Annotated in this window: 13 protein-coding genes and 1 pseudogene; 11 read left to right on the top strand and 3 right to left on the bottom strand. The window is 72.2% G+C overall.

Features of this window, described 5'->3' with window-relative positions; translation table 11 throughout:
• Positions 1-44 precede the first annotated feature (44 nt).
• Genes LX16_RS27020 through LX16_RS27370 form a run of 3 tightly spaced genes read left to right on the top strand, consistent with a single transcriptional unit; the run spans position 45 to position 2971 of the window.
• Positions 45-1100: a FecCD family ABC transporter permease gene (locus LX16_RS27020; RefSeq protein ID WP_211354281.1), complete on the top strand. Its 1056-nt coding sequence runs from the start codon at positions 45-47 to the stop codon at positions 1098-1100.
• Positions 1097-2125, top strand: a complete 1029-nt coding sequence (locus LX16_RS27015) for a FecCD family ABC transporter permease (protein ID WP_211354280.1) — start codon at positions 1097-1099, stop codon at positions 2123-2125. Before LX16_RS27020 ends, LX16_RS27015 begins: the two co-directional genes overlap by 4 nt.
• A 39-nt stretch (positions 2126-2164) precedes the next feature.
• The gene (locus LX16_RS27370) at positions 2165-2971 is read left to right on the top strand and encodes an ABC transporter ATP-binding protein (RefSeq protein WP_147133557.1); all 807 of its coding nucleotides are present in this window, start codon (positions 2165-2167) and stop codon (positions 2969-2971) included.
• 232 nt (positions 2972-3203) lie between these two features.
• Here LX16_RS27370 and LX16_RS28090 read toward each other — a convergent pair.
• A pseudogene (locus LX16_RS28090) lies at positions 3204-5870 on the bottom strand (AfsR/SARP family transcriptional regulator); the annotation flags it as partial.
• 169 nt (positions 5871-6039) lie between these two features.
• Between LX16_RS28090 and LX16_RS04535 the strand changes: the two are divergent.
• The 7 genes from LX16_RS04535 (at position 6040) to LX16_RS04505 (ending at position 15922) form a co-directional block, all read left to right on the top strand.
• On the top strand, positions 6040-6462 hold the full coding sequence (locus tag LX16_RS04535) for a DUF488 domain-containing protein (protein WP_147133551.1): 423 nt from the start codon (positions 6040-6042) through the stop codon (positions 6460-6462).
• Between the two features lie 309 nt (positions 6463-6771).
• Complete coding sequence (locus tag LX16_RS04530; protein ID WP_147133547.1) at positions 6772-7524, top strand: SDR family oxidoreductase; 753 nt, start codon at positions 6772-6774, stop codon at positions 7522-7524.
• Between the two features lie 30 nt (positions 7525-7554).
• Positions 7555-8700, top strand: coding sequence for an isochorismate synthase (locus tag LX16_RS04525; RefSeq protein WP_147133544.1), 1146 nt, complete (start codon positions 7555-7557; stop codon positions 8698-8700).
• Positions 8672-10237, top strand: coding sequence for a (2,3-dihydroxybenzoyl)adenylate synthase (locus LX16_RS04520; protein WP_147133540.1), 1566 nt, complete (start codon positions 8672-8674; stop codon positions 10235-10237). Before LX16_RS04525 ends, LX16_RS04520 begins: the two co-directional genes overlap by 29 nt.
• Complete coding sequence (locus tag LX16_RS04515) at positions 10234-11034, top strand: isochorismatase family protein (RefSeq protein ID WP_147133537.1); 801 nt, start codon at positions 10234-10236, stop codon at positions 11032-11034. Before LX16_RS04520 ends, LX16_RS04515 begins: the two co-directional genes overlap by 4 nt.
• Positions 11031-12059, top strand: coding sequence for a 3-deoxy-7-phosphoheptulonate synthase (locus LX16_RS04510; RefSeq protein WP_147133534.1), 1029 nt, complete (start codon positions 11031-11033; stop codon positions 12057-12059). Before LX16_RS04515 ends, LX16_RS04510 begins: the two co-directional genes overlap by 4 nt.
• Positions 12056-15922, top strand: a complete 3867-nt coding sequence (locus tag LX16_RS04505) for an AMP-binding protein (RefSeq protein WP_147133531.1) — start codon at positions 12056-12058, stop codon at positions 15920-15922. The genes LX16_RS04510 and LX16_RS04505 overlap by 4 nt, the downstream gene beginning before the upstream one ends.
• Here the strand turns inward: LX16_RS04505 and LX16_RS04500 are convergent.
• Both LX16_RS04500 and LX16_RS04495 read right to left on the bottom strand, forming a co-directional pair.
• Complete coding sequence (locus tag LX16_RS04500; protein WP_244615676.1) at positions 15889-16950, bottom strand: sensor histidine kinase; 1062 nt, start codon at positions 16948-16950, stop codon at positions 15889-15891. The two genes, LX16_RS04505 and LX16_RS04500, sit on opposite strands and share 34 nt — an antisense overlap.
• Entirely contained in the window at positions 16947-17624 is a 678-nt protein-coding gene (locus tag LX16_RS04495) for a response regulator transcription factor (protein WP_147133528.1), read from the bottom strand. The genes LX16_RS04500 and LX16_RS04495 overlap by 4 nt, the downstream gene beginning before the upstream one ends.
• Positions 17625-18113: 489 nt before the next feature.
• On the opposite strand from LX16_RS04495, the gene LX16_RS04490 reads away from it, so the two are divergent.
• Positions 18114-19310 carry a hypothetical protein gene (locus LX16_RS04490; protein WP_147133525.1) on the top strand — a complete coding sequence of 399 codons (1197 nt, stop codon included), beginning with the start codon at positions 18114-18116 and terminating at the stop codon, positions 19308-19310.
• The last annotated feature ends 8 nt before the right edge of the window (positions 19311-19318 follow it).

Below are 19318 nucleotides of genomic sequence, written 5' to 3'. Positions count from 1 at the left end.
GAGCTGCCACCGGGTCACAAATGACATTAGGTTAGCCTAACCTAATGCAACCCCGTATCGCCGGGTCCTCCGGCCGACGGATCCGCCCGCTCACCGGCGCGTTCGCCATGGCGGCGGCCACCGTCGCCCTGTGCCTGGTGTCCATGTTGTACGGCGGCGGCGACATCCCGGTGTCCGCCGCGTTCGACTACCTTGTCGGCGATCCCCTGCGGCGCGCCGATCCCCACCTCGCGATGGTCATGACCTCCCTGCGGTTCCCGCGCACCGCCGTGGCACTGTGCACCGGGATCGCACTGGGACTCGCGGGTTGCCTACTCCAGTCGGTGACCCGCAACCCCCTCGCGGAGACCGGCCTGCTGGGCGTCAACGCCGGCGCCGCGCTCGCGGTGGTCGCCGGCATCACCCTCCTGTCCACAGAGGCCGCCCCCGCCGTCCTGGCGTTCGCACTGTGCGGCGCGTTCGCCGCCAGCGGCCTGGTGCTCCTCATCGCGGGCGGCGGCGCCCGGATGTCCCCGCTGCGCCTGGTACTGGCGGGTGTCGCCCTCACCGCCACCTTCCGCGGCCTGTCGTCCTACCTGCTGCTTAGCGACGCCGCCACCTACGACCGGTACCGGTTCTGGGTTCTCGGCTCACTGTCGGGCGTCACCCTGGAACAACTCGGCTGGGTGCTACCGGCCCTGCTGATCGGGGTCGGGGTCGCCGCACTTCTCGTGCGGCCGTTGGGCGCCCTCTCGCTGGGCGACGACGTCGCCGCCGGACTCGGGCACCGCCCCGGCACGACACGGGTCGTGACCGCGGTCGCCGTCACGCTGCTCACCGGAGCCGCCGTCGCCCTGTGCGGCCCCATCGGCTTCCTCGGACTGCTGGCACCCTACGTCGCCAGGGCGTTCACCGGCGGCGGACTCGGCGGCCGACTCCTGCTGTCCGCCGTGGCGGGCGCGACCATCATGCTCGCGGCCGACGTCGCCGCGCGCCTGGTCATCCGGCCCTACGAGGCACCCGTGAGCGTGCTCCTGGCCGTCATCGGCGGGCCGGCACTGGTCGTCATCGTCCGGACCCGCCGACTGTTGACCCTGCGGGTTCCCGGAGGCGCCGCATGAGACCCCACCCCGGAACCGTCGTCATCCGGTACCGCCGGTTCAGTGTGCTGCTGCGCCCCCGGCCGTTGGCGGTCGGCATCGGCCTGCTCGGTGCCGTGGCCGCCGCCTGCGCCCTGTCCGTCGCGGTCGGCAACGGCGAGACGACCGGATTCACCGCCGTGCAGGCGTTGTGGGGCGGCGGCGAGCCGGTGGCCGGACGCATCGTCCACGTGCTGCGAGTGCCCCGGTTCGTCGCCGGCCTGGTCGCGGGCGCCGCACTGGGGATCGCGGGCTGTCTCATCCAGACACTGGCCCGCAACCGGCTCGCCACACCGGATCTCGTCGGTGTCAACGACGGCGCGACCGTGGCGGTACTCCTCAGCGTCGTCGGCGGGACGGCGGGTGCCGTCGGGGCCTGGTGGGCCGGTCCGGTGGGCGCCATGGCGGCGGCGGCCCTCGTGGTGGCCGTCGCCGGTGGGCTCGGCGACACCGGTTACCGGGTACTCGTCGTGGGCATCGGACTGTCGGTCGCCATCGACGCCGTCACCGAGCTCACCCTGGCACGACAGGACATCGACGCCGCCCGTGGACTCTTCAGCTGGACGCTCGGCTACCTCAACGGTCGCGACTACGACGTGGCGCTACCGGTGGGAATCGGGCTCGCGGTGCTACTGCCACCCGCGCTACTCGCGGCCCGCACGCTGCGGCTGCTGCGTTTCGGCGACGACACCGCCGCCGGCCTCGGTGCGGTGCCCACCCGGATCCGGCTGGGGGCCTTGGGAATCGCCGTCCTACTCGCCGGGCTCGCCGTCGGGGTGGGGGGACCGATCGCCTTCGTCGCGATGATCGCCCCGGTCCTCGCCCAACGGCTCGCCCGTGAATCCCCCGTACCGGTGATCGTCTCCGGCCTGCTCGGCGGCGTGCTGGTCACCGTGGCCGACACACTCGGCCGGGCGTTCGGCACGGTCGAGATCCCGGCCGGCGTGATCACCGGAATCCTCGGCGGCCCCTTCCTGCTGTGGGTCCTGCTCAGCCGCCGGGGCTGACCCCCTCGAAAATCCACCTCTCACCGACTGGAGCACCGCGTGGAGCTGCACATCGACCGCATCACCGCCTCCCACCCGGGGGTGACCGCCGTCGACGACGTCACCCTGACCGTCCCGTCCGGCACCGTCACCTCCGTCGTGGGCCCCAACGGGTGCGGCAAGTCGACCCTGCTGCGGACCCTCGCCAGACTGCACCGGCCCGACTCCGGGACGGTGACGGCCGGTGGTGCCGACGTCTGGCGGTTGCGGCCCCGCGAGGCCGCGCACCGCATCGCACTGCTGCCGCAACACCCGATCGTCCCCGAGGCCATGACAGTCTCGGGCCTGGTCGCCCACGGACGACACCCACACCAGGGGCTGTTCCGGCAGTGGTCGGTGGCGGACGCGCGCGCCGCCGAGGCGGCCATGTCCGCCACCGGCGTCACCGCGCTCGCCGACCGTCGACTGGAGACACTGTCCGGCGGGCAGCGGCAGCGGTGCTGGCTGGCGATGGCACTGGCCCAGGACACGCCGGTGATACTGCTCGACGAGCCCACCAGCGCACTGGACCTCGGCCACGCCGTCGAGGTGCTGCGGCTGATCCGGCAGGTCGCCGCCGAGGGACGCACCGTCGTCATGGTGCTGCACGACCTGGCGGCCGCCGCCCGCTACAGCGACACCCTGGTGGCGATGCGGGACGGCCGGGTCGTCGCCACGGGTGCGCCACGGGAGACCGTGACCACCGAACTGGTCGCAGCGCTCTACGACGTCGAGGCCGACGTACTGGCCGCCCCCGGTGACGGCGCCCCCGTGGTGGTACCGCGAGCCGGTCAGGAGACCGGCGGCCCCACTGCCGCCTCGAGTTGAGCCGTGACCGGTCACGGGGCGCTAAGTTTCGTCCGGTCATCGCCTTGAGCTTCGCCGTCTCCTCCCGTACCGCCCGTCGGATGCCGGCGTTGCCGGTGGGAAGGGTCATGGCTTCGGCCTCCCCGAACCACTGTGCCGCGATCGCGTACTCACCCATCCGCACAGCCGTCTTCCCGGCCTCGTATGCGAGGCCCGCCAGCTTGCTGCGGTGGCCGAGCGGCGCGGCGATCCGCAACGCCCGCCGATGATGCCGCATGGCCTCGTCGGGTCTTCCCAACCTGTCGTACGCCACCGCCAGGAAACCCTCCGAGTTGGCGATTTCGGCGGTCTCACCGATCCCCTCGAAGAACCGTCGTGCCGTCTCGTGCAACCGCAACGACGCCTCGTCGCCCCCTTCGAGGGTCAGCAGTAGCCCCTCGGCGTTGTCTAGCCGGTGCATGATGTAGGGGTTGTCCAACTCCCGGAACAGTTCCCGGGCTTCCGCGAGCAGTTTCCTGGCGGTCTCGAACCGTTCGCCGCGCACGGTGAGGGCCAGCAAGTTCGACAGGCAGAGTCCGTACAGACCCCTGGTCGGTCCGGCACCCGCGCTCATCTCGACCGCCAGGCGAAAGGCCGCTCGCGCGTCCTCCTCCTCACCGAGTTCCGCGAACACGATTCCGATGTTGTTGTGGTTCAACGCCTCTCCGGCGCGGTCTCCGTGCTCACGGCACAGCCGGACCGCCTCCCGATAGGCGTCGGTGGCCGCCGTGTACTGGTTGGTGTTGGCCAGGCTGTTGCCGAGCATCCGCAGTAGCTCCGCCTCGGCCTCGCCGTCCCGCAGTTCCCGGGCGGCCGCCAGTCCGAGACGGCTGATCTCGGTCATCTGCGCGAAGTCCGAGTGGTAGTTCATCACCGAGGTGAAGAGCCTGCCCATCTTCCAGGTGTCCCGCAGCAGACCGGCACGCCGGACCGAGTGGAGTACCGGCAGGAAGTTGTGATGATCGGCGTCGAACCACGCACGTTCGGCGGGCGCCTCGGTCAGGTCCGGAGTCTCGGGCCGAAAGGCGTCGGTCGAGGGCTCGGAGACCTCGAACATGTGCGGCATCAGGGTTTCCAGCGCCATTCTGGAGACGAGCCGGTAGTACTCCGCCAGGCGTTCCATCGCGGCCGACCGGACGTCCTCGGGCAGTTCGGCCAGTCGTTGGGTGGCGAAGGCGCGCACCAGGTCGTGGAACTGGAACCGGCCGGGTGAGGGCTCCGACAGCAGGTTCACCTCCACCAGGCGTTCGAGTTGCAGTTCGGTGTACGACACGGAACTGCCCCACAGCGCCGCCGCGGCGTAGGCGTCGAAGTCTCCGCCGGGGTAACCGCCCAGGAGTGTCAACAGTCGTCGCCGGTCGGCGTCGAGGTCCCGGTGGGAGACCATCAGGGCGGACTCGACGCTGCGGGAGCCCAGTTCGAGCTGCGCCAGGCGGGTCCCCTCGTCAGTCAGCCGCTCCCGCAAGCCCGCCAGCGTCCAGTTCGGCCTGGCGCGGAACCTTCCCGCCGCGATCCGCACGGCCAGTGGTAGTTCGCCGCACAACCGGACTATGTCGACCATCGCCAGCCGTTCGGCCTCGGTGCGTCCCTCGACTCCGGAGACACGGCGGAACATCTCCACGGCGCGGTCGGCGTCGAACGGTCGCAGGCTCACCGCGACGGCACCGTCGAGGCCCGGCAACCGGCGGCGGCTGCTCACCAGTACGAGATGCCGTCCGGCACCGGGCACGAGCGGCCGGACGTGCTCCTCGTCGGCGACGTTGTCGAGGACGAGCATGACCCTGCGGTCGGCGACGGTGGTCCTGAAGAGCGCCGCCCGGTGGTCCACGTCCTCGGGGATCCGGTCGTCGGGGACGCCGAAGGACCGCAGTACCCGCCCCAGCGCCGCGTGCGCCGACAGCGAGGGCACGTCCCCGAAACCGTGCAGGTTCAGGAAGATCCGGCCGTCGGGATACCGTTCGGCGAGACGGTGGGCCAACCGGACGCAGAAGGTGGACTTGCCCACGCCCGCCATGCCGTCGACCACCACGGTCACCACGCCGTCGCCTGCGTCGGCGAGGCGTTCCGCCTCGGCCAGTTCGGCGTCGCGGCCGACGAATCCGGTGAGGTCGGCGGGCAGTTCCGAGGGGACGCGCTGCGGCGGACCCGCGACACCGGCCGACACCGCCGGCGGGTCCAGTTCCGGGTCGGCGGCGAGGATGCGGCGTTCCAGTTCCCGCAGCCTCGGCCCCGGGTCGAGGCCGAGTTCCTCGGCCAGCCGGGTCCTTCCGTCGCGGTAGAGCTGGAGGGCGTCGGCCTGTCGCCCGGAACGGTAGAGCGCGAGCATCAGGTGGTGGCGGAACGCCTCGCGGAACGGGTGTTCGGCCACCAGACCGGTCAGTTCCGGGATCAGGTGGGCGTGCCGACCGAGCCGCAGGTCTATTCCGCAACGCTGCTCGACGGCGACCAGTCGCAGTTCCTCCAGCCGTTCCGCCTCGGGTTGGACGATGCCGTCGGCCAGGTCGTGGAACGCCGGTCCACGCCACTCGGCGAGTGCGGCGCTCAGCAGTCGGTGCGCGCTCGCCGGATCGGTGTCGGCCAGTGCCGCACCCTCGCGGACGCCCCGGAGGAAGCGGGCGGCGTCCACGTCCTCCTCGGCGGCCGTCAACCGGTATCCGTCGGCGTGCCAACGGATCACGTCCTTGTCGCCGAGGGCCGCGCGTAGGCGCAGTACGTGCCACCGCAGCGCCTTGTCGGGTGCACCGGGTGGGGTCTCACCGCTCCAGAGCTGGTCGATGAGCGTGTCGGCGGGAACGGGGCGGCCCGGTCGGCTCAACAGTGCGGCGAGCAACCGGCGTTGTTTCGCGGCGGCCAGGACGACCGGGCCGGTGTCGTTCTCCACGGCGAGATCACCCAGTATCGCGAACCGCACCACACCTCCATCGCGTCGTCGCACCACCGCCGCATCACCGGTGTCGCCTCACACCACCGGTCCCACGGCCGCGTGCGGTCCCGGCCGAAGCTCTGACGTTACCGGGCGCGGAGTCCTAGGCTGATCGCCGGGAGGAGCCATGGACACCACGGGAATCGGGCTGCGCAGGGTCTACGAACCGCCGGAGACGCACGACGGTCTGCGGGTGCTGGTCGACCGGTTGTGGCCCCGGGGACTGAGCAGGGCCGACGCCGCCCTGGACGAGTGGTTGAAGGACGTCGCGCCCTCCACGGAGTTGCGCCGGTGGTTCCATCACCGTCCCGAGCGGCACGACGAGTTCGTGCGCCGGTACGAGGCCGAGTTGCACGACGAGGCGCACACCGACGCGCTGCGGTGGATCGGGGAGCGGGCGTCACGCGGGCCGGTGACGTTGCTGACGGCGAGCCGGGACGTCGACGGCGGCCACGTCCCGGTGATCGTCGCGGCACTGCGCGAGCTGCCGCCCGGCCGGTCTCACTCCTCGTCCGATTCGGACTCACGGCGCGGGCGGCACTGGACGTAGCCGGGCAGGGCGGCGGCGAAGAGGCTGGTCCGCCGGTTCCAGTCGACGACCGGGACGCGACAACCGGGCAGCGGTTCCGGGCAGGGCGGCGGCCCGTCGGGATCGGGGTGCACGGGGTGAGCCTACGGGGTCGCCACAAGGCGGACGGCGGACAGGCGGGGCGGCCGGTGTCGAGGAGCCCCGACGGCCGTAGCCGCAGGTCGTTCACTGTATGACATGTACATATCGCGCTGAGTGGATATCCGTCGACACAACGGATTCCGCGGATGTTAGGTTAGGCTTACCTTGCCTACGAGAAGGAGGCCGCCGATGCGGCTACCCGGCCTCGCCCAGCGTATCGCCATCGTCACCGGTTCACGTTCCGGGATCGGTGCCGCCACGGCACGACTACTGCGCGACAACGGAATGCGGGTCATCGGAGTGGACGTGGCACCCACCGGAGCCGACAGTCCCGATGAGACGGTCACCGACGTCACCGACCGTCACGCCGTCGAACGACTCGTCGACGGCGTCGAACGCGACGTCGGCCCGGTGCACGTCCTCGTCAACGCCGCGGGCGTACTGCGACCGGGCCGGCTCCTCGACGCCGAGGACGACGACTGGCAGGCGATGCTCTCCGTCAACGCCACGGGCGTACTCAACATGACGCGCCCCCTCGCGCGGCGGATGATCACCCGGGGCACCGGAAGCATCGTCACCGTCTCCTCCAACGCCGCCGGCGTGCCGCGAGACGGCATGGGGGGCTATGCGGCCAGCAAGGCCGCCGCCACCCACCTCACCCGCTGCATCGGGCTGGAGACGGCGCCCCACGGCGTCCGCTGCAACGTGGTCGCCCCCGGTTCCACCGACACGCCCATGCTGCGGTCACTGTGGAACACCGGGGAACTCGACCACACCGTCGTCGCCGCCGGTGATCCCGGCCGGTTCCGGTTGGGCATCCCGCTCGGCACGGTGGCATCCCCCGAGGACGTCGCCGCCGTCGTCGCGTTCCTCGCCTCCGAAGCCGCGTCCCAGGTGACGCTGCAGGAGATCCGCGTCGACGGCGGCGCCTCCCTGCGGTGACCCCGCGACCCCACACATTGGAGTGTGCACATGCATCTTGTGGACGATTACGATCCCGAATCCGGCTTCTTCTTCGGCACCTCGGCCAGATCGCTGCTGACCCGCGGCAGTGCCGTGGTGCTGCCCGGCAGGGGCGGTCTGGCGCCGAGGCGCGCCGAGACCGTACTGGCCGCGCTGGGCGCCGATCAGATCCTGGTCGGGGCCATACCGTTCGACGACCACCGACCCGCCCACCTGGTCGTGCCGGAGGACCACCGTTGGGGTCCGGCACTGCCACCGGAGACCGGTGACGCGCCCTCCCGACCGGTGACGCCACGACACGAACCCCCGCCCGAGGAGTACCGGCGGGCGGTCGCCGAGGCGTTGGACCGCATAGGCCACAGTGACCTGTCCAAGGTGGTCCTCGCGCGGAGTGTGCGGATACCACTGCCGGAACCGGTCCGGATACCGCGCCTGCTACGGCGGTTGCGGCAGGCCGGCGGGTTCGTGTTCGGCTGCGCGCTGCCGGGGCACCGGGTACTGGTCGGAGGCAGCCCCGAACTCCTCGTCTCCCGCGACGGCGACACCGTCGTGGCACATCCGCTCGCCGGATCACGGCCGCGCGCCGGCGATCCCGCGATCGACCGCCGGCGCGCCGCCGAACTGCTCGACTCCGACAAGGACCGGCGCGAGCACGCCCTGGTCGTCGCCGACATCGCCAAGGCGTTGGCGCCGTTCTGCCGCGACCTCTCCGCGCCTCCGCGTCCCGAGATCGTCACGACCTCGCACATGATGCACCTGGGCACCCGCATCACCGGTGTCCTGGCCGAACCCCGCCCGTCCGCACTCTCACTGGCGGCGGCACTGCATCCCACTCCCGCCGTGTGCGGCACCCCCACCGGTACCGCCCAGGAGACCATCCGGCGGCTGGAGGGGTTCGACCGCGACTTCTACGCCGGAATGGTCGGATGGTGCGACTCCACCGGCGACGGCGAATGGGCGGTCACCATCCGCTGCGCCGAACTGGCCCCCGGCGGCGCGCGACTGTTCGCCGGCGCGGGTGTCGTCGCCGGATCCACGCCCGAGGCGGAACTGGCCGAGACCGACGCCAAGTTGGCGACCATGCTCAGCGCCCTGGGCGCCCGGCTCGACGGTGAGGAGGTCGGCCGTGACCGGCGAATTCACGCCGTGGCCTGAGGCGGACGCCCGCCGGTACCGGGAATCCGGGATCTGGCGTGGTATCGGCTTCGCGACCGTGCTGAGCGAACTCGCGCGCAGGTACGGCGAACACACCGCCGTCGTCGACGCACGCGGTCCGGTCGGGTACGCCGCACTGGCCCGCCGGTCCGAACGGGTCGCCGCCGGCCTGGCCGCGCGCGGCCTGCGCCCCGGTGACATCGCCGTCGTGCAGGCCCGCAACGACGCCGACTACGTGGTCCTGTTGTTCGCCGCGTTCCGGCTGGGCGTGATCCCGGTATGCGCCCTGCCCGCACATCGCGAACGCGAGATCGGGTACTTCCTCGACCACACCGGCGCCGCCGCATACCTGCACCCTGGGGAGGACGACCACCGGCGGATCGCCGCGTCCACCGCGCGCGAGGTCCGCCTCGTCACGACCGTCGCCGAGGCCGCCGCGTCCTCCGGGCCGGTGGACGCTCTTCCACCGCCTCCCGGTGGCGGCGACCTCGCGTTGCTGCAGTTGTCGGGCGGCTCCACGGGGGTGCCCAAGCTCATCCCCCGCACCCACGACGACTACCTGTACAGCGTGCGGGTGGCCGCCGAGGTCTGCGAGATCGACGACCGGACGGTCTACCTCTGCGCGTTGCCCGCCGCGCACAACTTCCCGTTGTCGTCCCCGGGGATCCTGGGGGTGTTGTCGGTCGGCGGCACCGTCGTCATGGCCCCCGATCCCAGCCCCGACACCTGCTTCGACCTGATGGACGACGCGGGCGTCACGATGACCGCCGTCGTACCGGCCCTCGCGCAGGCGTGGCTCACCGCCGCGCGGACACGAGGGCGCCGCCCCGGATCGCTTCGGGTCCTGCAGGTGGGTGGCGCCCGACTCGACGCCGCACACGCCGCGCAGGTCGCGCCGGTCCTCGGCTGCCGGGTGCAGCAGGTGTTCGGAATGGCCGAGGGCCTGGTCTGCTACACGCGGCTCGACGCCCCGGACGCCGTGGCACACCACACCCAGGGCCGCCCGGCCTCGCCGTACGACGAGATCCGGATCGTGGACGACCGGGACCGCGACGTCCCCGACGGCCACAGCGGACACCTGTTGGCCCGCGGCCCGTACACGGTGCGGGGCTACTTCCGGGCCGCCGCGCACAACCCGGTCGCGTTCACCCCGGACGGCTACTACCGCACCGGGGACCTGGTGCGGCGCACCGAGACCGGCGACCTGGTGGTGACCGGACGCGCGAAGGACCAGATCAACCGGGGCGGCGAGAAGATCGCCGCGCCGGAGGTCGAGGAACTGCTGCGCGGCCACCCCGACATCCACGACGCCGCCGTCATCGCGGTACCCGACCCCGTCCTGGGCGAACGCAGTTGCGCGGTATGCGTCGCCGCCCCCGACCGGGACCCCACCGGAAAGCAGATCCGCCGCCACCTCCGGGAACTCGGCGTCGCCGCGTACAAGATCCCGGACCTGGTGCGCTTCGTCCCGCACCTGCCCCGCACCGCCGTCGGAAAGATCGACAAGAAGCGACTCAAGGAGGACCTGTCGCGATGAGCATCCCCCGCCTCACCGGCCACCCGCTGCCCACCACGATGCCCGACAACCGGCTCACCTGGGCGTTCGACCCCAACCGGGCGGCGCTGCTGATCCACGACATGCAACGTTACTTCCTCGGCTTCTACGCCGACGGCTTCCCGCGCCTGGTGGACAACGTCGCCCGGCTGCGCGCCCTGGGACTGCCCACGGTGTACACCGCGCAACCGCCGCGCCAGTCGGCGGAACGGCGCGGCCTGCTGACCGACCGATGGGGGCCGGGCCTCCAGTCGGACGAGGAGATCGTCTCCGCCCTGGCACCAAGGGAGGGCGACGAGGTCCTGACCAAGCACCGGTACAGCGCCTTCTTCGGCACCGACCTGCGCGGGTGGCTCGCCTCGCGTGGCCTGGACCAACTCGTGATCTGCGGCGTCTACGCGCACATCGGCGTCACCGCGACGGCGCTCGACGCGTTCTCCGCCGACGTCAAGCCGTTCGTGGTCGCCGACGCCGTCGGCGACTTCTCCGCCGACGACCACGCCGCCGCCATGCGTCACCTCGCCGCCACCTGCGCAGTCGTCACCACAGTGGACGGCCTGTCCTCAGGACCGACGCTGGCGGAGGTACGGCGCCAGGTGCTCGCCCTGCTCGACGAACCCGCCGACGACGACGAGAACCTCATCGACGCGGGACTGGACTCCGTGCGGGTCATGGGCCTGATCGAGACGTGGCGCGCCGCGGGCCACGACGTCGGTTTCGCCGACCTCGCCGCCGACCCCACCATCATCGGCTTCCACTCGCGGTTGGTGTCGGCATGAATCGTGCACCACTCCCGCCGCCGCCCGCGACGGCCCCGGAACGCTCGGCACGGGTCGCCGGCCAGCGGCGCGTCGTCGTGGACGTCCTCACCGGCGCCGACGACCGTCTCCTGGTCGTGGCGGGGCCCTGCTCCGTCCACGATCATCAGTCCACCATGGAGTACGTCGCGGGCCTGGCGGCTCTGGCGAGGCGGCACGCCGACGACCTGTACGTAGTCGCCCGCGTCTACCCGGAGAAGCCGCGGACCCGGCTGGGCTGGCCGGGGATGCTGCTCGACCCGCACATGGACGGAAGTCACCACGTGACCGACGGTATCGCCGCCGCCCGCGAACTGATGTGCGCGGTCGTGGACGCCGGCGTCCCGGTCGCCACCGAGTTCGTCGAGCCGCTGCTGACCGGGTACGTCGCGGACCTCGTCGCCTGGGCCGCCATCGGCGCGCGCACCGTGGAGAGCCCGTCACACCGGCGGCTCGCGTCCGGGCTCGGGCTGCCCGTCGGATTCAAGAACCGCACCGACGGCGCCGTGCAACCCGCCATCGACGCGATCGACGCCGCCGCGACACCACAACCGGTGTTCGGCCTCGCCGCCTCCGGCAGACCACAGTGGTGGGTGTCGGAGGGAAATCCCCACTGCCACCTGATCCTGCGCGGTGGCGACCGCTCCACCAACCACGATCCCGACTCGGTCGCCGACGCGTTGCGGGCCCTGGCCGACCGGCGCCCCACCCCGCGTCTCGTCGTGGACTGCTCACACGGCAACAGCCGAAAAGACCACCGGCGGCAACCCGAGGCGGCCGAATCGGTCGCCGCCCAGGTCGCGGACGGACAGGCCGGGATCGCCGGGGTGATGCTGGAGTCCTTCCTCCACGAGGGGAACCAACCCCACTCGTCCACCCCCCGGCCGGGCCTGAGCGTCACCGACGCCTGTCTCAGCCTGGAACAGACCGCGCCCGTGCTCGCCGGACTCGCCGCCGCGGTACGACACCGCCGCCACAGCGCCGCCGGGCTGCTGGGGGTGTCATGATCACCCTTCCGGTACACGCCGCCGCCGAGGGCATCCTCCGCGGCCAGGCCCTGGACCCCGCCGGTCGCGTCTACTGGACGTCCGAGGTCTGCGAGATCCGGGGAGACGTCGACCTCGACCGGCTGCTCGCCGCCGTGACCCACACCGTGCGCGACGCCGAGGCGCTGCGCGTCACCTTCGTCGACACCGACGAGGGGCCACGGCAACGGGTCCCCGAGCCCGGCGGTTGGTCGCCCACCGTGGTCCGGGTCCCGGAGTCTGCGTCCTGGCCGGAGATCCGCGCACTCGTCACGGCCGCGATCCCGACGGCCGATCCGGCAGCCGGGCCCCTGTTCGACGTGACGCTCTACCACTCGCACGACCGGGTGTGGTGGGCGACGCGCGCGCACCACGCGGTCCTCGACGGTTACGGCTACTCCCTGCTGTACCGGCAGGTGTCACGCCGGTACCGCGGCCGGCTCCGCGACGGCGACCGGTTCGGCAGGCTCGCCACACTGGTCGCGGCCGACGTCGCCCACCGCGACTCGGACGACTATGCGGGCCACCGGGACTACTGGCGGCGGCGGCTCACCGGTGTGACGGCCCGATCGTTCTCGCCACGGGTCGCCATGCCCTCCGGGCCGCCGCTTCGGCGGCGACGGGAACTGCCGGCCGCCGCGCTCCGCGAGGCGGGTCCGCGTTGGCCACACCGGCTGCTGGCGGGTGTGGCCGTGGCACTGCACCGTCACACCGGAGAGGAGACGGTGGTGGTGGGTATGCCGGTGGCCGACCGGCTCGGCACCGCCGCCGCCGACGTCCCCGCCATGGCGATGAACATCGCACCGGTACCGGTGACGGTCGGGCCCGGGGCGTCACTCGACGACGTCGTCGCCGCAGTCGCCGACGACCTACGGGCGTCCCGGCCACACCAGCGGTACCGGTACGAGAACCTGCGACGTGACCTGTCGTTGGGCAACCGCCGCCTGTTCGGTCCCGTCGTCAACGTCATCCCGTTCGCCGAACCACCGGTGCTGCCCGGCTGCGCCGTCACCGTGCACCACGTCTCCGCCGGACCGGTCGACGACGTCGCCGTCACCGCGCGCGGCCCCGAGGCCGTGACCGTCGAGGCGAACCCCGAGGTGTACGACGCCTCGGAGCTCGACGAGATCACCGACCTGATCGCCGACGCCCTGACCCGGACACGCGCGGGACGGTGGGAACCGCTGCCGCCCACCGCCCCACCACGGGTGACACGACGCCACGACGCCTACCGGGACCACGCCGTCACCACCCCGGACGCCCCCGCCGTGGAGGCCGCCGACACCGTGTGGACCTACGCCGCGCTCGCCCGTCACGCCGACCGGGTCGCCGCGTCGCTCGCCCGGCGGGGCGTCGGGGCGGGTGACCTGGTCGGACTGCGCCTACCACGGGGGGCCGAGGCCGTCGCCACGATCCTGGGCGTCCTGTCGCTGGGCGCGGGCTACCTACCGGTGGACCCCGCCGGAGGCGCACGTACCGCGCGCATCCTGGCGTCGGCGGCACCCCGGCTGACGGTCGCCGCGCCCGTCACCGACGAGGACGCCCCACCTCCGGTGCCACCCGACACCGCCCCCGCCGACACCGCGTACGTCATCCACACCTCCGGTTCCACCGGTGAACCCAAGGGCGTTCCGGTGTCGCGTGGCGCGCTCGACCACTTCGTGTCGGCGGCGGTGGAGACGTACGGCCTCTCGCCCGGCGACCGGGTCCTACAGTTCGCGCCCCTCCACTTCGACGCACACGTGGAGGAGGTGTTCCCGGCCCTGGCGGTGGGGGCGACCGTGGTGGTGCGCGACGACTCCGCCACCCGCTCGATCCCGGAGTTCGTCGACTTCGTCGCCGACCGCCGCATCACCGTGCTCGACCTGCCGACCGCCTACTGGCACGAACTCGTCGTGGCGTTGCGGGACGGCCTCACGACACTGCCGGAACGGATCCACACCGTCATCATCGGCGGCGAGGCCGCCCAACCGGCCCGCGTCTCCGAATGGCACCGGGTCGCGCCGCCGGGGATGCGGCTGTGGAACACCTACGGCCCCACCGAGACCACCGTCGTGTGCCTGGCAGGCGTGCTGACCGCCGACACGCCCGTCCACCTCGGTCGGCCGCTTCCCGGCCTGTCCGCCGCACTCGGGCCACACGACGAGTTGCTGATCGCCGGCCCCACGCTCACCCGCGCCGAGCCCGGCGACGACCGGTTCGTCACGGTCGACGGCACCCGCTGGTACCGCACCGGGGACGTGGTCACGCGCGACGCGGACGGCCTGCTGCGTTACCAGGGCAGGCGCGACAACCAGGTGAAGATCTCCGGGCACCGGGTGCACCCGGAGGAGGTGACCGCCGCCCTGGCCAGGCTCGCCGGTGTGACCGAGGCGGCGGTCGTGGCCGTCACCGACGCCGGCCGGACCCGGTTGGCCGGTTACGCCGTCGCCGACCGTCCCGGCACCGAGTTGCGCCGGGAACTCGCCGACGCGCTTCCCGAGGTGATGGTGCCGGGCCGGATAGTGGTCCTCGATCGGTTGCCGCGCACCTCCACCGGGAAGATCGATCACCGGCGGCTCGCCGACGACACCCCGGCACCCGCCCCCGAGGCGCCGATCGCACCCGCCGACCCCGTGGAACGCCGGATACTGGCGGTGTTCCGGGAGGTGTTGGGGCACGCGGTGACCGCCGAGGACGACTTCTTCGCCGCCGGGGGAACCTCGTTGACCGCCGTCGCCGCCGCCACCCGCCTCTCCACGGCACTGGAGCGCGACGTCACCGCGGCGGCGTTGTTCACCGCCCCCACCGCCTCCGGACTACGCGCCCACCTGGCCGGCCGGGCGGCACCCGGCGACGACGCCGCCCTGGCCGCGGCCGACGTGGCGGGGTGGCGATCGGCGCCCGCGGCGGGCCCCACCGACTCCGACCGGCGTCTCCTGGTCACCGGAGCGACCGGATTCGTCGGCGCCCACGTGCTGGCGGAACTGCCGGGCAGGGGCTGGGACCGGATCGTCTGCCTCGGCAGGGGCGGGATGACGCGGCTGCGCGAGACCGCCGACCGGCTCGGCCTGCCGTCACCCGACACCGACCTGGTCGAGACCCTGGACACCGACCTCGCGGCGGAGGGCCTCGGCTGGACCGGGACGCAACGGCGGCGGCTGGCGGGCGCCGACGTCGTGCACTGCGCCGCCGGTGTCAGCCTCACTCGCGGGTACGCCACGCTCCGGCGTCTCAACGTGCTGGCCACCCGCGAACTGCTGGAGGCGGTGCGGGACGGCGGTGGCCGCTTCCATCACGTGTCGACCGTGGCCGTCGGAGCCGGGACGGTACTGCCGGAGGACTTCGTTCCACTTCACGCGGGGATCCGCGACGGGTACCAACGCACCAAGTGGGCGGCCGAGGAGATGGCCAGGCTCGCCGCCGCCGACGGTGTACCGGTCGCGGTCTACCGGTTGGGCAGGGTGGTCGCCGCCGAGACGACCGGGCGTCACAACCCGAACGACCTGGTGAGCCGTGTACTGGCCGCCGCCGACCGCGTGGGTTGCCTACCGGACCTTCCGGTCTCCGAACCGTGGTTGCCGGCCGACGTGGTGGGGCGGTCGATCGCCGCCCTCGCGGCGGAGGGGTCCACCGGGGTCTGGAACCTCGTCGGCGCTCCGGTGCGACTCACCGACGCGTGGCGGGAGCTGCGCCCCGGGACTCCGGTCGTCCCACCGGACGAGTGGCGGGTGCTGTTGGCCGCCGACTCGCGCAGCTCGCGGGACAGCGCCGCGCTGGCGGCGTTCTTCGAGTCCCACGTCACCCCGGCCACGGGCGGAACCGTCGAGAATCAACGGTTCGCGGGTCGCATCGCGGTGGCGTGATCGGCGGCGGGCGGGGTGGGTATCTCCACGCGCACCTCCAGCCCGCCGCCGTCGGGCACCGGCGTCGCCCGCACCGTCCCCCGGTGCGCGTCACACGCCGCCCGCACGATCGACAGGCCCAGGCCCGCACCGCGTCTGCCGACCCGCGCGGTGTCTCCCCGGTTGAACGGTTCGAACAGGTTCGGCACCGACTCGGCGGTGAGCGACTTCCCGGTGTTGCCGACCACGAGCCAGGAGACCTCGTCGTCGCCTCCGGTCAACACCCACACCCGGCCACCGGGCACGTTGTAGCGGATCGCGTTCTCGATGAGGTTGCCCGCGACCCGCTCCAACAGGCTCGGCTCCCCCACCACCGGGGCGGGCGCCAGCGCGCTGGCGAGCGACAGGCCGAGTTCGTCGGCGAGCATGGTCGCGGCCGTCACCGACACCGACACGCAGTCGGCCAGGTCGGTGCGCACCGGTGAGTTGAGCCTTGCCCCCTCGGCCTCGGCGCGGGCCAGCCACAGCAGGGACTCGATCAGGTCGTTGGCACGCGCACAGCCGTCGCGCACCACCTCCGCCATGTGGCGCAGTTCGGCGACGTCGTCCTCCGGGTTCGACAGCGCCACCTCTATCTCGGTGCGCATCACCGTCAGAGGGGTCCGGAGTTCGTGGCTGGCGTTGGCGACGAACCTGCGCTGCGCCTGGAAGGAGGCGAAGATCCGGTCGAGCATCGCGTTGAAGGTGTCGGCCAGCTCACGCAGTTCGCCGCCCGACCCCACCAGGCGGATGCGTTCGTCCAGGTTCTTCGTCGACAACCGTTGGGCGGTCGCGGTGATCTCCCGCAACGGGCGCAGCGCCCGGGCGGCGAGCAGGTATCCGCCGACGGCCGACCCCGCCACCAGGATCGCGAGCACCACCCCGGCCCACACCGCGTCGCGGGGAGGCCCCCACAGCCACACGACGGCACCGGCCGCGCCCGCCGAGGCCGCCGACCACAGCGCCAGGCGCAGCCGCAGGCTGGGCCGCGCCTCCCGGATCCAGTTCACTCCGCGACCGCCCTGTCGGGGTCGATGCGGTACCCGGCCTTGGGGACGTTGTGGATGAGGGGCGGGTCACCCAGTTTGCGGCGCAGTGTGCGGATGGTGACCCGCACGGTCGTGGTGAACGGGTCGGTGTTGGCGTCCCACACCCGGTCGAGCAGTTCCTCGGTGGAGACCAGCGCACCGTCGGCCTTCAGCAGCTCCTCCAGCACCCCGAACTCCTTGTGTGTGAGGTCGAGGCGTTGCCCGGCCCGGCTCGCGGTGTGGGTGGTGGAGTCGAGCTCGACGTCCGCCATCCGCAGGACGGGCGGGGCCGCCGGTGTGGCGCGGCGGCCGAGGGCCTTGACCCTGGCCACCAACTCGTCGAAGGCGAAGGGCTTGGCGAGGTAGTCGTCGGCGCCGATGCTGAGCCCCCGGACCCGGTCGGCGATGGTGCTGCTGGCGGTCAGCATGATGACCCTGGTCAGCAGGCCACGTCGCGTCAGGTCGGCGCACACCTGGTCACCGTGCATGCCGGGCAGGTCGCGGTCGAGTACGACGACGTCGTACCTCGTCGTTGTCGCCTCGCGGTGACCGGACACCCCGTCGTAGCAGACGTCCACCGCCAGTCCGTGTCGGCGCAGGCCGCGGGCGATCGCGTCGGCGAGCTGGTGTTCGTCCTCGATGACCAGGACCCTCATCGGCAACTCCCAGGCTGGGTCTCGTGTGGTGGACTCGGTGTGACCGGGGTTCGGCACGTCCGGCGCGACCTGCTCGTCGGCCGCGCGACGTCCCGTGGCGGCCGAAGGCCCGCGCCGGCACCGGACCGGCGTGGCCGGACCTCGCGGATCCGAGGCGGTGACCGGTTCAGATTACGACCTGTGACCGGGCCTCGGCGACACCGGCTCGTACCGTTTCGTGGCGGCGGTCACGCCGATTCCGGCGATGTGAGACGCGAATCACATCACGGAGTTACCGGCGTGTAACTCATCCGTTCAGATGAGAGCGACAATCCAGCCGGACGAGGGCATACGAGGGCGGACGGCGACGAACGACCACGCCATGACACGAAACCGGCTTATGGGGCATTCCGGACGCGGTCGCCGATTGGCTATCAGATTTATTCACATCAATGCCCACCGGGCTCGACAGGGCTGTTCACCTGCGCGTTCGCCGCTTAAGGTGGCCGAATGCCAGAAACCCGTAAACCCGGCACCCCCCGAGGAGTGCCCACCCGTGTACCGGCCTGGCTGCGCAACAGCGACCTGGCCACCGTTACCCACCGTCTCTACCGCACCGTGCGTGCCAGCGCCCTGCTCGCCACCGTCATCAGCTTCCTCCGGCAGACCGCCGGACGGGTGGGACGCCGGATCGAGTCCGCATACCGGACCACGGCGCCCCGGATCATCTCCCTCGTCCACCGCATCCTCAAGACCACGCCCGCCGTGCGGACCATCCGGTTCGGTGGACGTACCGCGTCGGCCGTGCGGGGACACGCCACCACCGCGGCCAACAGCCGGATCGTCCGGCAGCTGTCCGCCCGTGGTGACCACGCCCTGACCACCGTCAGGAACAGTGCCCTCGGCCAGGCGACCGGACGTGGCGTCGCCACCGTCCGTCGTCACCTGCCGGACTGGGCCGTCGCGCGACTCGACGGCGACGGCAAGTCGGCCTGGCGCGTCGCGGTCGCCGACTCCGACGCGGGCCTGCTGTGGCGCGCCGCCGCCGCCATCGGCGTCGTGGCCGTCATCTCCCTGGGCCTGATGGGCTCGCCCGTCGAGTCGAACAACGGCTCGGTGGCCGCCACGGCCGGAGCCCCGGCCGAGCGTTCCGTCGAGGACCAGGCCGGACGTTCCGACGACCGGACCGCGCCCGAGGAGGGCGACGCCCCGGCTCCCGCCGACGAACCCGTACCGGCCGAACCCGAGACCGAACCGGAGGCCGAGACGGCTCCCGAACCGGTCGGCGGCCTCAGCGAGGACCAGATGGCCAACGCCGTCGAGATCGTCGAGATCGGCGAGGAGATGGGCATCTCCGAGAAGGGCCAGGCCGTCGCCCTGGCGACCGCGATGCAGGAGAGCCAGCTCCTGGTCCTGGCGAACACCGGCATGCCGGCCTCGCTCGACGAGGACCACCAGGGCACCGGCTTCGACCACGACTCGGTCGGCCTGTTCCAGCAGCGGCCCAGCTCCGGCTGGGGCACCATCGCCGAGTGCATGGACGTCGAGCACTCCACGACCTCGTTCTACAACGCCCTCAAGCGCGTGGACGGCTGGAGCGGCATGGACCTGACCGTCGCCGCCCAGACCGTGCAGGGCTCGGCCTTCCCCGACGCCTACGCCAAGTGGGAAGACCTGGCCTGGGACATCATCGACGCGACCAAGTAACCCGGCAC

The organism is Stackebrandtia albiflava (assembly GCF_007994225.1).
Classification (GTDB): Bacteria; Actinomycetota; Actinomycetes; order Mycobacteriales; family Micromonosporaceae; genus Stackebrandtia; species Stackebrandtia albiflava.
Note: the sequence above shows the minus strand (reverse complement) of the source record. Positions and strands in the feature narration are given on the sequence as shown.

Coding starts and splice junctions, on each gene's coding strand:
- LX16_RS04490 (WP_147133525.1), top strand. CDS start 18,114: ATGCCAGAAACCCGTAAACCCGGCACCCCCCGAGGAGTGCCCACCCGT.
- LX16_RS27015 (WP_211354280.1), top strand. CDS start 1,097: ATGAGACCCCACCCCGGAACCGTCGTCATCCGGTACCGCCGGTTCAGT.
- LX16_RS04495 (WP_147133528.1), bottom strand. CDS start 17,624: ATGAGGGTCCTGGTCATCGAGGACGAACACCAGCTCGCCGACGCGATC.
- LX16_RS04510 (WP_147133534.1), top strand. CDS start 11,031: ATGAATCGTGCACCACTCCCGCCGCCGCCCGCGACGGCCCCGGAACGC.
- LX16_RS27020 (WP_211354281.1), top strand. CDS start 45: ATGCAACCCCGTATCGCCGGGTCCTCCGGCCGACGGATCCGCCCGCTC.
- LX16_RS04535 (WP_147133551.1), top strand. CDS start 6,040: ATGGACACCACGGGAATCGGGCTGCGCAGGGTCTACGAACCGCCGGAG.
- LX16_RS04530 (WP_147133547.1), top strand. CDS start 6,772: ATGCGGCTACCCGGCCTCGCCCAGCGTATCGCCATCGTCACCGGTTCA.
- LX16_RS04505 (WP_147133531.1), top strand. CDS start 12,056: ATGATCACCCTTCCGGTACACGCCGCCGCCGAGGGCATCCTCCGCGGC.
- LX16_RS04515 (WP_147133537.1), top strand. CDS start 10,234: ATGAGCATCCCCCGCCTCACCGGCCACCCGCTGCCCACCACGATGCCC.
- LX16_RS04525 (WP_147133544.1), top strand. CDS start 7,555: ATGCATCTTGTGGACGATTACGATCCCGAATCCGGCTTCTTCTTCGGC.